This is a genomic window from Halomonas sp. SCS19, assembly GCF_040147015.1.
GTDB classification, from domain to species: Bacteria; Pseudomonadota; Gammaproteobacteria; order Pseudomonadales; family Halomonadaceae; genus Halomonas; species Halomonas litopenaei.
Genome location: NZ_JAMSHN010000001.1, coordinates 3686299 through 3700250 on the forward strand (window position 1 = coordinate 3686299; position 13952 = coordinate 3700250).

The 13952-nt window shown below is 64.0% G+C and carries 14 protein-coding genes; 8 read left to right on the forward strand and 6 right to left on the reverse strand.

Annotation, left to right across the window (positions count from 1 at the left end):
- Window positions 1-1161, reverse strand: coding sequence for an ABC transporter ATP-binding protein (locus NFH97_RS15950; RefSeq protein WP_349625120.1), 1161 nt, complete (start codon window positions 1159-1161; stop codon window positions 1-3).
- A gap of 187 nt (window positions 1162-1348) precedes the next feature.
- A complete protein-coding gene (locus NFH97_RS15955) occupies window positions 1349-2014 on the reverse strand; it encodes an ABC transporter permease (protein WP_045995115.1) in 666 nt (221 codons plus the stop codon).
- 430 nt (window positions 2015-2444) lie between these two features.
- Between NFH97_RS15955 and NFH97_RS15960 the strand changes: the two genes are divergently transcribed.
- From NFH97_RS15960 to NFH97_RS15990, 7 genes are all read left to right on the forward strand, one after another.
- Window positions 2445-2906 (forward strand): SUF system Fe-S cluster assembly regulator, encoded by a 462-nt coding sequence (locus NFH97_RS15960; RefSeq protein ID WP_045995116.1) that lies wholly within the window; start codon window positions 2445-2447, stop codon window positions 2904-2906.
- Between the two features lie 79 nt (window positions 2907-2985).
- A complete protein-coding gene (gene sufB, locus NFH97_RS15965) occupies window positions 2986-4428 on the forward strand; it encodes a Fe-S cluster assembly protein SufB (RefSeq protein ID WP_045995117.1) in 1443 nt (480 codons plus the stop codon).
- Between the two features lie 75 nt (window positions 4429-4503).
- Complete coding sequence (sufC, locus tag NFH97_RS15970) at window positions 4504-5256, forward strand: Fe-S cluster assembly ATPase SufC (protein ID WP_045995118.1); 753 nt, start codon at window positions 4504-4506, stop codon at window positions 5254-5256.
- Window positions 5253-6599, forward strand: a complete 1347-nt coding sequence (gene sufD, locus NFH97_RS15975; RefSeq protein ID WP_108133009.1) for a Fe-S cluster assembly protein SufD — start codon at window positions 5253-5255, stop codon at window positions 6597-6599. Before sufC ends, sufD begins: the two co-directional genes overlap by 4 nt.
- Window positions 6600-6601: 2 nt before the next feature.
- A complete protein-coding gene (locus tag NFH97_RS15980) occupies window positions 6602-7843 on the forward strand; it encodes a cysteine desulfurase (RefSeq protein ID WP_045995120.1) in 1242 nt (413 codons plus the stop codon).
- Window positions 7844-7929: 86 nt separating this feature from the next.
- Window positions 7930-8502, forward strand: a complete 573-nt coding sequence (gene sufT, locus NFH97_RS15985) for a putative Fe-S cluster assembly protein SufT (RefSeq protein ID WP_045995121.1) — start codon at window positions 7930-7932, stop codon at window positions 8500-8502.
- 58 nt (window positions 8503-8560) lie between these two features.
- Window positions 8561-9337 (forward strand): SanA/YdcF family protein, encoded by a 777-nt coding sequence (locus tag NFH97_RS15990; RefSeq protein ID WP_349622854.1) that lies wholly within the window; start codon window positions 8561-8563, stop codon window positions 9335-9337.
- Between the two features lie 100 nt (window positions 9338-9437).
- On the opposite strand, the gene NFH97_RS15995 is transcribed toward NFH97_RS15990, so the two are convergent.
- The 4 genes from NFH97_RS15995 to NFH97_RS16010 all read right to left on the reverse strand — a co-directional run bounded on the left by NFH97_RS15995 (window position 9438) and on the right by NFH97_RS16010 (window position 12717).
- Window positions 9438-9914 carry a hypothetical protein gene (locus NFH97_RS15995; RefSeq protein ID WP_045995122.1) on the reverse strand — a complete coding sequence of 159 codons (477 nt, stop codon included), beginning with the start codon at window positions 9912-9914 and terminating at the stop codon, window positions 9438-9440.
- A 288-nt stretch (window positions 9915-10202) separates the two neighbouring features.
- A complete protein-coding gene (gene rimK, locus NFH97_RS16000; protein WP_045995123.1) occupies window positions 10203-11117 on the reverse strand; it encodes a 30S ribosomal protein S6--L-glutamate ligase in 915 nt (304 codons plus the stop codon).
- Window positions 11118-11150: 33 nt separating this feature from the next.
- The gene (locus NFH97_RS16005) at window positions 11151-11588 is read right to left on the reverse strand and encodes an ATP-dependent zinc protease family protein (RefSeq protein ID WP_045995124.1); all 438 of its coding nucleotides are present in this window, start codon (window positions 11586-11588) and stop codon (window positions 11151-11153) included.
- A gap of 91 nt (window positions 11589-11679) precedes the next feature.
- A complete protein-coding gene (locus NFH97_RS16010; RefSeq protein ID WP_045995125.1) occupies window positions 11680-12717 on the reverse strand; it encodes a DUF3549 family protein in 1038 nt (345 codons plus the stop codon).
- Window positions 12718-13196: 479 nt separating this feature from the next.
- Here NFH97_RS16010 and NFH97_RS16015 point away from each other — a divergent pair, with 479 nt between their 5' ends.
- Window positions 13197-13943 (forward strand): amino acid ABC transporter substrate-binding protein, encoded by a 747-nt coding sequence (locus tag NFH97_RS16015; RefSeq protein WP_287165107.1) that lies wholly within the window; start codon window positions 13197-13199, stop codon window positions 13941-13943.
- Window positions 13944-13952 lie beyond the last annotated feature (9 nt).

Consider the following 13952-nt stretch of genomic DNA (forward strand, 5'->3'; position numbering starts at 1 on the left):
TCACTCCTTGGGCTCGGCGGCCACGGCGGACGTCTCGCGCTGCTTGGTACGGAAGCGGGCGCCCAGGTGGTGGGTCATGGCGCGCTGGGTGATCTGCCCGCAGACGCGGCCCTCCTCGTCGACGCAGGGCAGCCAGGTGATGTCCTGGGCGAACATCAGCGAGGCCACCTTGCGCAGGTCGTCGTCGAGACTCACCGTGGCCGGCACGTTCTGGAAGTGGTCGCGGCAGTAGCCCTTGGTGGTGCGGGCCAGGGAGCGGCTGATCAGGCCCACCGGCTGGCGCTTGTCGTTGATCATCAGAATCGAATTCTGGTAGCCGAAGTCGTCGATGCGTGCGAGCGCCGTGGTCAGGGTGTCCTCCGGCTTGACGGTACCGATCTCATCGCTGACCACTTCGGCGACCTTGACCAGATTCAGCCGCTTGAGCGCGCGGTCCTCGCCCAGGAAGGATTCGACGAAGGCATTCTTCGGCGCCGCCAGCAGGTCGTCGGGGGACGAATACTGCACCAGCTTGCCCTCACGGAACACCGCGACCCGATCCCCCATCTTGATCGCCTCGTCGATATCGTGGCTGACGAACATGATGGTCTTCTTCAGGTCCTGCTGCATCTTCAGGAATTCATCCTGGATCACCGCCCGGTTGATCGGGTCGATGGCGCCGAAGGGCTCGTCCATCAGCATCACGGGGGGATCGGCGGCCAGTGCCCGGGCCACACCGATGCGCTGCTGTTGACCACCGGACAGCTCGGACGGATAGCGCTTGAGAAAGGCGTCGGGTTCCAGCGCGATCATGTGCATCAGCTCGCGGGCACGCTCCTTGTAGCGCGCCTTGTCCCAGCCCAGCAGCTTGGGCACCACCGCGATGTTCTCCTCGATGGTCATGTTGGGGAACAGGCCGATCTGCTGGATGACGTAGCCGATGTTGCGGCGCAGGTCCTGGGTGTTCATGCCGGTGGTGTCATCGCCATTGATGAACACCTTGCCGGAGGAGGGCTTCACGATCCGGTTGATCATCTTGAGGGTGGTGGTCTTGCCGCAGCCGGAGGGGCCGAGCAGGATGCAGATCTCGCCGCTGGGGACCTCCATGTTGATGTGGTCGGCGGCGACGACCGCGCCCTTGGGCGTATCGAAGACCTTGGTCAGGTTTTCCAGACGAATCATGAGCAAATCCTTGTATGCAAGTCGGCGTCGGCGAGCTCCGGGTCGTCGATGGGCGTCGACGGTGCCGCTGTCGAGGCGGCGGCTCACCTGTTGTCGTGTCGACGTTCCGGCTGCGCTCGGGCGGTGTGGCGTGCAGGACGCCAGCCGCCGCAGCGGTATTTTCCCGACACTGCCGGAACACAAATGGTCAGGCGGCGTTGGCGGCGCCTTCCATGCCCTTGGGCGTGAAGCGCTTCTGCACCGCCAGCAGGCCGTAGTCGACGATAATCGCCAGCAGGCTGACCGCCACCGCGCCGACGATCAGCTGGCGCGGGTCGGACTGGGAGATACCACGGCTGATAAAGGTGCCGAGACCGCCGGCGCCGATATAGGCGGCGATCGCCATGACACCGATATTGAGCACCACGGCGGTGCGCACCCCGGCCATGATCACTGGCACCGCCAGTGGGATCTCGACCATCCGCAGGCGCTGGCGGTGGCTCATGCCGATGCCACGGGCAGCCTCGCGCAGGGCCGGGTCGACGTTGTTGATGGCGGTGTAGGTGTTACGAATGATCGGTAATTGGGAGTACAGCAGCACCGCGATCACCGCCGGCAGGTAGCCGATGCCCTGACCGATCAGCGACAGCACCGGAATCATGATCCCGAACAGCGCGATGGAGGGCACGGTGACGATGATCGACGCTGCGTAGAGCACCGCCTGGGCGACGCGCTCGTTGCGGGTGATGGCGATGCCGATGGGCACCCCGGTGAGGGTGGCGATGCCGACGGCAACGCCCACCAGCGAGATGTGCTCGAGGGTCCGGGACAACAGCAGGTCGGCGTTGTCCAGGGCGTACTGAATCAGTTCCAAGGCAATAGCTCCTGTCGAGGCCTCGCGGCGGGGTGAGTCGGGCCTGTGAACGGCCCTGGGCCAGGACACACGTCATCGGCTCGGCCTTACAAGAGGCGAGGCGTTGCGTTCACTGGCCGTTGATACGGCACAAGCTTAGCAGAATGAAGTATCTATTTGGTTTGATCATGAATGACGATCTGCAATGACGGGAATTGATGGATCTGATGCTTGGGGGTGAGGCTGTCAACCCGGACGCATAGTTAAAGTAAATGAGAATGATTGGTTTTAATGTGTCTATCGGCGGCGATCGTGCCGAGAACGTGAGGACTATCGACGTGATAGATGTGTGCCGCTCTTCACATGGAGGTTATACAGGACTAAAATGGTCCCCAATCGAAGCAGGGGCTGAGCCCTGCACCGACGAGGGGAACTCCCCGAGGAGATGGGCATGCTGAAGCTTTCCCGGTTGACGGACTATGCGGCGGTGGTGATGGCACAGATCGCACGTCACCCCCAGCAGCCGCACGCCGCCGGAGAGCTCGCCGAAGCGGTGCAGTTGCCTCACCCCACGGTGAGCAAGACGCTGAAGATGCTGGTGCGCGCGGGACTGCTGGTGTCCCGGCGCGGCGCCCAGGGTGGCTACTACCTGGCGCGTCCTGCCTCGGAGATCACCGCCAGCGACATCATCGCGGCCATCGAAGGGCCGGTGGCGGTGACCGAATGCAGCCACGCCGATGGCGAATGCGACCTGGCCTCCACCTGCGGGGTGGCCGACAACTGGCAGCGAGTGTCGCTGGCGATCCGCGAACTGCTCGACAGCATTACCCTGGCGCACCTGGCCGACAGCGCGCCGCTGAAGCTGCCGATTCGCCTGCCGATCCAGAGCATCAGCCTGGCGGCGGAAGCCTGACCAGCGCCTCATCGACATCGACTTCATTACCCTGGGCGGGTAACGCCCGCCGACCGAACCGTCCGGGAGGGGACACATCATGGCAAGTCAGGAAATGGAACAGCTCGTCCGTCGCGAATATAAAGAAGGATTCGTGACCGACATCGAGAGCGACACGATCCCGCCGGGGCTGGATGAAGACACCATCGCCTTCATCTCCAAGAAGAAGGGTGAGCCGCAGTGGATGCTCGATTGGCGCCTTGACGCCTACCATCAGTGGCTGAAGATGACCGCGCCGTCCTGGGCCCATCTGGACTATCCGCCCATCGACTACCAGGCTATCTCGTATTTCAGCGCGCCCAAGCGTGAGGAAGACAAGCCCCAGAGCCTCGACGAGGTGGACCCCAAGCTGCTCGAAACCTACGAGAAGCTGGGCATCCCGCTGCATGAGCGTGCGGCCCTGGCTGGCGTCGCCGTGGACGCGGTGTTCGACTCGGTGTCGGTGACCACCACCTTCAAGGACAAGCTGGCCGAGGCCGGCGTGATCTTCTGCTCCATCTCCGAGGCGATCCGCGACTATCCGGAGCTGGTCAAGCAGTACCTGGGTACCGTGGTGCCGACCAGCGACAACTACTTTGCCGCGCTCAACTCGGCGGTGTTCACCGACGGCTCGTTTGTGTTCGTGCCGGAAGGCGTGACCTGCCCGATGGAGCTGTCCACCTACTTCCGCATCAACGCCGCCAACACCGGCCAGTTCGAGCGCACCCTGATCGTGTGCGAGAAGAAGGCCCAGGTGTCCTACCTGGAAGGCTGCACCGCACCGATGCGTGACGAGAACCAGCTGCACGCCGCGGTGGTGGAACTGGTGGCGCTGGAAGACGCCAGCATCAAGTACTCCACGGTGCAGAACTGGTATCCGGGTGACGAGGACGGCAAGGGCGGCATCTACAACTTCGTCACCAAGCGTGGCGACTGCCGTGGCGACCGTTCCCACATCAGCTGGACCCAGGTCGAGACCGGCTCTGCCATCACCTGGAAGTACCCGTCCTGCATCCTGCGTGGCAAGGACTCCATCGGCGAGTTCTACTCGGTGGCGGTGACCAACGGTCGCCAGCAGGCCGATACCGGCACCAAGATGATCCACCTGGGCGAGGGCTCCAAGTCCACCATCGTCTCCAAGGGTATCTCCGCCGGGCGTTCCAACCAGTCCTATCGTGGTCTGGTCAAGGTCGGCCCGCGGGCCAAGGGTGCGCGCAACTTTACCCAGTGTGATTCGCTGCTGATCGGCGATACCTGCGGTGCCCACACCTTCCCGTACCAGGAGATCGGCAACTCGACGGCCACGGTGGAGCACGAGGCGACCACCTCCAAGATCGGCGAGGACCAGCTGTTCTACTGCCAGAGCCGCGGTATCTCCGAGGAAGACGCGGTCAACATGATCGTCAACGGCTTCTGCAAGGACGTCTTCCAGGAGCTGCCGATGGAGTTTGCGGTCGAGGCAGAGGCGCTGCTCAACGTGACGCTCGAAGGCGCGGTGGGCTGATCCCCGGCGCTACATTCCACCCTTATTCGTTTTTCTCCCGCCGCCCGGCGCGGCGGGCATCGCAAAGGTGTCTACATGCTCGAAGTCAAGGATCTCCACGTCACCGTCGAGGGCTCTGAAATCCTCAAGGGTCTGACCCTGTCCATCCAGCCTGGTGAAGTGCACGCCATCATGGGTCCCAATGGCGCCGGCAAGTCGACCCTGTCCGCCGTCATCGCGGGCAAGGACGGCTACGAGGTGACCGCGGGCTCGATCACCTTCGAGGGCAAGGATGTCCTCGAGATGGAGATCGAAGAGCGCGCCCAGGCCGGTCTGCTGCTGGGCTTTCAGTACCCGGTGGAAATCCCGGGGGTCAAGAACATCTACCTGCTCAAGGCGGCGCTCAACGCCCAGCGCGAGGCGCGCGGCGAGGGCGAGATTCCGGCACCCGAGTTCATGAAGCTGATCAAGGAAAAGGTGTCCTTCATGAAGATGGACAACAGCTTCCTGCAGCGTGCCGTCAATGAAGGCTTCTCCGGCGGCGAGAAGAAGCGTAACGAGATCCTGCAGATGCTGGTGCTGCAGCCCAAGCTCGCGATGCTCGACGAGATCGACTCCGGCCTCGACATCGACGCCATGAAGGTGGTGGCCGATGGGGTCAACTCGCTGCGCAGTGAAGATCGCGGCATCCTGCTGGTGACTCACTACCAGCGCCTGCTCGACTACATCGTGCCCGACCACGTCCACGTGCTGGTGAACGGCCGGATCGTCAAGAGCGGCGGCGCCGAGCTTGCCCATGAACTCGAATCCCGTGGCTACGACTGGGTCGTAGAGGAGCCCGCTGCATGAGTGATGTGCAACGCTTTCTCGATCGTCTGAACGAGCGCAGCGAGGCGCGCCGCGGCGAACCCACCTGGATCGCCGCACGGCGCCAGGCCGGTGCGGCCCGCTTCGAGGCGATGGGCTTTCCCGATCGCCGCGTCGAAGAGTGGAAGTACACCGACGTGCGCGCCATCAGTCGCACCGACTTCCAGCTCACAGGCTCTGCCGAGTTTTCCCAGGCCAGCGCCGCTGCCCTGACGCTGCCGCTGGACGCCCACCGTCTGACCTTCGTCGACGGCGTCTTTTCCAGCGCCCTGTCGGACCTGTCCGAGCTGCCGGGTGGCGTGCAGGTGCAGCCGCTGTCCCAGGCCCTGGAAGAGAACCACGAGGCCGTCGGCGGCCCGCTGGGGCGCCTGACCGGGGTCGAATTCTCGGCCTTCTCGGCACTTAACACCGCCTTCTTCGAGGAGGGCGCGCTGGTGCGCCTGGCGCCCGGCACCGTGGTCGACAAGCCCATCGTGCTGCAGTTCCTGTCCCGGGCCAACGAGGCGCCGGTGATGAGCCACCCGCGTATCCTGATCGAGGCGGGCGGGCGCAGCCAGGCCACCGTGATCGAACACCATGTGGGTGAAGAGGGCGCCGCCAACTTCACCAACCTGGTGGAAGAGGTGATGCTCGATCGTGGCGCCAACCTGACCCACTACAAGCTGGTGGAGTCGCCCGAGCAGGATCTGCATGTGGCCAGTATCCATGTGGAGCAGTGCCGCGACGCTCAGTTCACCTCCTTCAACATCACCCTCGGTGGTGGACTGGTGCGCAACGACCTGGTCAGCGACCTCAATGGCCAGGGCGCCGAGGTGACCTTCAATGGTCTGTTCTACGGCCAGAATCGCCAGCACGTGGACAACCACACCCTGGCCAACCACAACGCGCCCCACACCTTCTCCCACGAGAACTACAAGGGCATCCTCGATGACCGCGCCCACGGCGTGTTCAACGGCAAGGTGATCGTCAAGCGCGACAGCCAGAAGATCGAGGCCGACCAGAGCAACGCCAACCTGCTGCTCTCCGATCGTGCCCAGATCGACACCAAGCCCGAGCTCGAGATCTACGCCGACGACGTCAAGTGTTCCCACGGCGCCACCACCGGTCAGCTCGACGAGGAAGCGGTGTTTGCCCTGCGTACCCGCGGGCTGGATGAGGCCACTGCACGTGGACTGCTGACCCTGGCCTTCGCCGGTGAGGTGATGGACCAGGTGAATCTGGACGCGGTGTCCGAGCGGGTCGAGCTGACCGTGGCCGGCAAGCTGCCCGAGCGCTTCCACCTGGCCGGTCTGGTGGAAGCCGCCGTGGCCCTCAACGAGGACTGAGCATGACCCACTTCAGCGATCTGCTGCTCGATGTGGCGAGGGTGCGCAAGGACTTCCCGATCCTCGATCGGGAGGTCCACGGCAAGCCCCTGGTCTATCTGGACAACGCCGCCACCAGCCAGACGCCACGTCAGGTGATCGAGGTGTTCGATCACTACTACAGCCAGATGAACGCCAACATCCATCGTGGCCTTCACACCCTGGCCGACGAGGCCACGGCGGCCTTCGAGGGCACCCGGGAGACCGTGCGTGCCTTTTTGAACGCCGCGAGCACCCGCGAGATCGTGTTCACCCGTGGCACCACCGAGGCGATCAACCTGGTGGCCCAGAGCTGGGGGCGCGCCAACCTCGGTCCCGGTGACGAGGTGCTGATCTCCCAGCTCGAACATCACTCCAATATCGTGCCCTGGCAGCTGCTGGCGGCCGAGCGCGGCTTCACCATCAAGGTGATCCCGGTGGATGAGCGTGGCGCGCTGGATCAGGACGCCTACCGTGACCTGATCGGCGAGCGCACCCGGCTGGTGGCGGTCAATCACGTCTCCAACGCCCTCGGTACCATCAACCCGGTGGCCGAGATGGCCCGGGTCGCCCATCAGCACGATGCGCTGATTCTGGTGGATGGCGCCCAGGCGGCACCCCATGAGCCGATCGATGTTCAGGCCATCGGTGCCGACTTCTACGCATTTTCGGGGCACAAGGTCTATGGTCCCACCGGCGCCGGCGTGCTCTACGGCCGCGAGGCGCTGCTCGAGGCCATGCCGCCCTGGCAGGGTGGCGGCGAGATGATCGCCACGGTGTCCTTCGAGACGCCGACCACCTTTGCCGCCATTCCCCACAAGTTCGAGGCGGGCACGCCGGCCATCGCCGAAGTGATCGCCCTGGGCCGTGCCATCGAATGGGTCAATTCGATCGGCCTTGAGCACATCAGTGCCTGGGAGCATCGCCTGCTCGAGCACGCCACCGAAAGCGTGGCGGCGGTGGATGGCCTTCGCGTGCTGGGCACCGCGCCGGACAAGGCAGGCGTCTTGTCCTTTGTGGTCGACGGCGTGCATAGCCAGGATATCGGTCTGCTGATCGACCAGCTCGGCGTGGCGATTCGTACCGGCCACCACTGCGCCCAGCCGCTGCTGGCCCAGTTCGGCGTCGATGCCACCTGTCGCGCTTCCTTTGCGGCCTACAACACCCCGGAGGAAGTCGACGTGCTGGTCGAGAGCCTCCAGCGGGTGATCAGCATGCTGCGCTGAAGCAGCAGGGCGGCTCGGGGCGGCGCGTGCCGCCTCGAGCCCTGGTTGGCAAGGGAGTCATTCGGCGTACCCGCCTAAGGAATTGCATGAGCGAACACGATCAGATTGCTCAACTGAGCAAGGGCCAGCAACTGCCGTTGCAGCGGGATGTGGAGGTCATCTCCATTCCCTTCGGCAAGACGGTGACGCTTGACGAGGACAGCATCGTCTCGGTGATGCAGGCCAAGGGCAGCACCCTGAGTGTTGCCTACGAGGGACGTCTGTACCTGATCGAGGGATCCAACCTGGACGCGGTGGGCCTCGAGCCGATGCCACGCCCGACACTGGACCCCGAGGCCGACGATGCGGCGATCGAGGCGTTTGTCTGGGATCAGCTCAGGACTTGTTTCGATCCCGAGATCCCGGTCAATATCGTCGATCTGGGACTGGTATACGGTTGTCGTATCGAGCGCCTGATCAGTGGTGAGCGCATCGTCACCATTCGCATGACCCTGACAGCCCCTGGTTGTGGCATGGGCGATGTGATCGCGGCGGATGCGCGCAACAAGATTCTGGGAGCACCGCAGATTTCCAAGGTGCATACCGAGATCGTCTTCGATCCCCCCTGGAGTCGTGAGATGATGAGCGACGAGGCCAAGCTGGAACTTGGCATGTTCTGACCCGGCCCTCTCTGGCCCGCGCAGCGGGTCCTGACCTCCGCTGTCAATTGGAATCGTCATGCGCGAGCCGCTGTTCACGATGTTTCGTCGCCTGCTGCTGTGTCTCGGTAGCCTGGTCCTGTTGCTCGCCCTGGCCTTTGTCGCGGCCAACGCCTGGGTGGTGGCCACCACCCGCGATCGCATCGCTCCTCGCCTCGTCGAATGCCGCCCCCACCAGGTCGGCATCGTCTTCGGCACCTCCCACTGGACCCGCAGCGGTACCCGCAATCCCCACTTCGAAGGGCGCATGATCGCCGCCGCCCGATTGATGAACGAGGGACGTCTGCGCCACCTGCTGGTGTCCGGTGACAATGCCACCCGCTACTACAACGAGCCGGTGACCATGTGGCGCGACCTCAAGGCGCGTGGCGTGCGCGAGGTCGACATGACGCTGGACTACGCCGGTTTCAGCACCTTCGATACTCTGGCCAGGGCCCGCGACGTGTTCGAGGTGGAGCGCGCACTATTGATTACCCAGGACTGGCACCTGCCGCGGGCGCTGTTCATCGCTGATGCCCTGGGGCTTGAGGTCGAGGGCTGCCCGGCGCCCGAGAGGGAGGGTTCTCGCTGGCTGATCCTGCGGGAGTGGGTGGCCCGGGTGGCGACCCTGGGCGATCTCTACCTGTGGCAGCGCGAGCCGCGCTTTCTTGGCCCCCTGGAGCCTTTGAAGATCGCGGCGCCGGCACCTCGCATCGAGGCTCGGAGTCTTCACGAGGTCATCGACGAGGTGTTGACCAGAGGCGACGCCAGTGTGGCGCCATTGCTGCTGCGCACGCCCGACGCCGGCAAGAACTGAGAGCAGCCGCTTTACCCTGGCATCCGCTTCACCAATAAAAACGCCTTGCCGGCAGAGCCTGGCAAGGCGTTTTCGTGGATTGGCGTTCGCGTCGGCGGCGTCAGCGTTTGACGGTTCGACGGCCTGCGCCACGCTTCTGGGCGGTCGACTTCTGCAGGTCGTAGAGCTCGCGAATCAGCGCGCGGCAACCCTTCCATACCTCTTCGATCACCGGCTCGATGGGGCCCGGCAAGGGATGGGTAAACAGGGTGGAGAGAGACTGCATCAGCACCCGCTCCTGCTCGAGCAGCTCGTTGATCAACACCTGTGAGTCGTTGCCGACAAAGCTCTTGAGACGACTCCACAGCCACATGTAGTCGTCGCGTTCGACGTCGGCATCACGCGGCAGCAGGTCGAGGTGTTCGCGCGCCAGCTCCTGGAGCTCGCGCATGGTCTTCTGGCGCGTCTCGAAGTGGGGCTCCAGAGCGTCGCGCAGCGAGGGTCGCAGGCGCTCGAGATTGTCCTGGAAATAGTCGACGCTGTCGGCCAGGGCCTCCAGCAGGCTGTCCATCGCCACCTGGCGATTATCGAGAAACATGCGCGTCACCTCCTCCGGTGACGCAAATTGTGGGGCTCCAGCAGGAGTTTTGCCACCCCTAATGTGGCAAATATTTATGATTCTTGCGGTGGGGTGGTCGATCGCTTCGACCTTGGTCGAAAAGCGCTGACAAAGTTGGCCCGGTTGCGGCGAGATATCGTCGTAGGCGAAGGGCCGCCTCGCGCTTGTGAGCGGTAAGTGAGCGCCAATGACAAGACGGGCGACCGTACTATCGGTCGCCCCTCGGCGTCATCCTTTACGGGGCTTTTATCTTGAGCCCTTGCCGCTTCAGCCCTTGGGTTTGGCCGGCGTACGGGTCCGTGGACGCGCCGTGGCGCTCTTTTCCAGGTGTTCGATGACCAGGCCGGCGATGTCCTTGCCGGTGGCGCTCTCGATGCCCTGCAGGCCGGGCGAGGAGTTCACCTCCATCACCACGGGGCCATGGTTGGAGCGCAGCAGGTCGACACCGGCCACGCGCAGCCCCATGGACTTGGCCGCGCGGATGGCGGTGGAGCGTTCTTCCGGGGTGATACGGATGACGCTGGCGCTGCCGCCGCGGTGCAGGTTGGAGCGGAACTCGCCTTCGGCCGCCTGGCGCTTCATCGCTGCCACCACCTTGTCGCCGATGACGAAGCAGCGGATGTCGGCGCCCTTGGCTTCCTTGATGTACTCCTGAACCATGATGTTGGCCTTCATGCCCATGAACGCCTGGATCACCGATTCCGCCGCCTGGTTGGTCTCGGCCAGCACCACGCCGATACCCTGGGTGCCTTCCAGCAGCTTGATCACCAGCGGGGCGCCCTTGACCATGGTGATCAGGTCCGGGATGTCATCGGGGGAGTGGGCGAAGCCGGTCACCGGCAGGCCGATGCCCTTGCGAGACAGCAGTTGCAGTGAGCGCAGCTTGTCGCGGGAGCGGGTGATGCCGACGCTGTCGTTGAGCACGGTGACGTTCATCATCTCGAACTGACGCAGCACGGCGCAGCCGTAGAAGGTGACCGAGGAGCCGATGCGCGGGATGACGGCGTCGAAGGGCTCGAGTTCCTCACCCTTGTAGTGAATCGACGGATGGTGAGAAGCGATGCTCATGTAGCAGCGCAGCGTATCGACCACCCGGGCCGTATGGCCGCGTTGTTCGGCGGCTTCCACCAGGCGACGAGTGGAGTAGAGATTGCGGTTGCGGGACAGCAGCGCGATATGCATGTGCGAGTCTCCAGGTCAGGGGCGGTGGATCCGTCAGGGTTCGCCGTGCAGAAAGGTGGCGCCGGGCGCCACCAGCAGGCGGCGCAGTGCGCGGCGACCGAGAAGCATGGGGTGGCGCATGTTGCGCCGGTCGGTCAGGGATAGCTCGACGGGAAATTCCAGATCCCCCATCTGCATCTGGGTGCGAATAAAGTAGCGCCACTCGGCCTGGCCGTTGGAGCTGGTGACCTTGCGCCGATCATGCAGGTGCATACGGTACTGGTGTGACGGACTGTCGGGGCCGCCGGCACGGGTGACGAAGCTGACCCACAGGATCTCGTCCTCCTCGAAGGACTCGATCTCCTCGGCGTGCAGCGCCGAGGTGCGAGCGCCGGTGTCCACCTTGGCACACAGATGCAGGTGCATCTGCGGCAGGATCACCATCTCGCGGCGACCGACGACGGCCTGAGCCTGAAAGGGCAGGTCCTTCATGTCTTCTCCTTGTCGCGGGATGCTGCTTGTTATTCAGGCGACGTCCGTTGTCGAACTGTCAGTGGCAACGAACGTCACACGGGCAAGCGAATCAATGACCGCCTGTGCCCTTGACCGCCGCCAGTCGGCGAGCGGTGGCGGAGTCCTTCGGGGCCTGACGCAGCGTCATCAGTACCGGCAGACGCAGCCGGGGGATCTGCGCCAGGTCCCTCGCAACGGCCAGGAAGTCGGCCCCGTCGCATTCGGCGACCCGCTCCAGAAACAGCGGCAGGCGCTCGGCGTGCTCCAGGTGTTGCCAGCCCCGTGCGGCGATTGCCGCGAGGGTGTCCGGGCCGCAGGCATCGCTATCGGCCAGCAAGGCGTCGAACCAGTCACCGGCCAGGCTGTCGGGCGCGTTGCCCACGGCGCGCACACAGGCGCAGAAGGTCTCGATGTCGCCCTGGCTGGCCGCCTGTTCGCCGCGCTGACGCAGCGCCTCTGCAAGCTCTGCTGATAGTGCTACATGTTCCAGACAGTAGCATAGCGATGTCAGCACTTCGCTGTGCAGCTGCGGGATAGCGGCTACCAGCGAGGCCTCAGTCTCGGGGGTGAGACGCGCCACATGGTCGGCCAGCCCCTGCAGGCCCAGCGCCTGCCAGTCGTGGCCACCCTGGCCCGACAGGAAGGCTTCGACCGGCTCAAGGTGCTCGCTGGCGGGACGCTCCAGATCGGCGCTGGCTCGGGCGTGCAGCATCGCCTGAAAGGTCAGGGAAGGGGTGAAGGCCAGCGGGTTGTCCTTCATCAGGTTGTCGATCTCGCCGCCGTCGGACTGCTCCAGCGCTTCTGCGCTGCGGCCCAGGGTGGACAGCAGGCGCTCGAGGAAGGCGTCCCGCTGGGCGGCATCCAGAAGGCCCTGTTCGTCCACCGGCAGCGCCAGGAACCAGATCAGCGGGTCGCTCATGTCACCCAGGCGAAACACCAGCGCCAGGCGGGCACGACCCTGCCAGGGTTCCGGCCAGGGGACCTGGCCGCTCTCGAAGTCTGCCAGGGTCTCGAGCGCGCAGGGGTGCACACGCCGTCCCATATGATAGAGACGCACCTCGGCACCGGTCAGGGTGAAAAAGTCGTGAAGACGATGGATCGCTTGCATGGCCCCTCCGAAAGATCAGCGTGCACTCTATCGCGCCGCTCGAGGAGTGTCAGCCGTCCACGGCGGAAATTTGTGCATCCCTCGCACTGTATTTTGCTGCACCGCTGGTGAATTTTTGATCAAGCTCCGCAAAAGAGCGTCAGAAGCGGCTCGGCGTCATCTGTCAAAGGGTTATCCACAGGGACATTCAGCGCTTCTGTGAATGAATGATGGTGGGGATAAGTCGGTGAGGTGACAGTTAGCCGACGGCGGTCGGCGGTTGCTCCCGGGAAGGGCGATCGCAATAGCAGGAGGCTATGGTTCACCCTGGGATTTTTCACTGCGTCTGCTATCGATTTGGAATATAATGGCGGTCGTTTATTCCAAATCATGCTGAGCCATCGAGCAGCCCAGGGTTGAAGTGGCGATGGATGCCTCCACCTGTCACCCTCCCGGGCCATGCCGCACTGGCCGCCCCAATCGTTTTCAAGGAGCCGTCCATGGTTCGTCATCTGGCTGTTTCTCTTGCCGCCGCAGGTGCCATCGGTGTCGCTGCCGGTGCCCACGCCGACACCCTGAAAGTCGGCATGTCCGGTGGTTACTTTCCCTTTACCTTCGTCGAGCAGGACACCCTCAAGGGCTTCGAGGTCGACGTGATGGAAGCGGTGGCCGAAGAGATGGGCACCGAGGTGGAGTTCGTTACCGCCAACTTCTCAGGGTTGTTCGGCATGCTCGAGTCCGGGCGCATCGACACCATCGCCAACCAGATCACCATCACCGAGGAGCGTGAGCAGAAGTACCTGTTCACCTCGCCCTATGTGTATGACGGTGCTCAGGTGGTGACCAAGGAAGGCAATGACGAGGTCTCCGGGGTCGAGGATCTGGCGGGCAAGACCGTGGCCGTCAATCTGGGCTCCAACTACGAGCAGTTGCTGCGCGAGCTGCCCTACGCCGACGAGATCGATATCCGCACCTATGAGAGCAACATCGAGCAGGACACCGCGCTGGGTCGTGTCGATGCCTTCGTCATGGATCGCGTCAGCGCCACCCAGGTGATCAAGGAAAAGCCGCTGCCGCTGGCGCTGGCCGGCAAGCCGTTCTCCGAGATTCGCAATGCGCTGCCGTTCCGCCAGGACGACCAGGAACTGCGCGACGAGGTCGACCAGGCGCTTGACACCCTGCGTGAAGATGGCACCTTGAGCGAGATCTCCGAGCGCTGGTTCGATGCCGATATCACCACGCCCTGAGCGGTGATC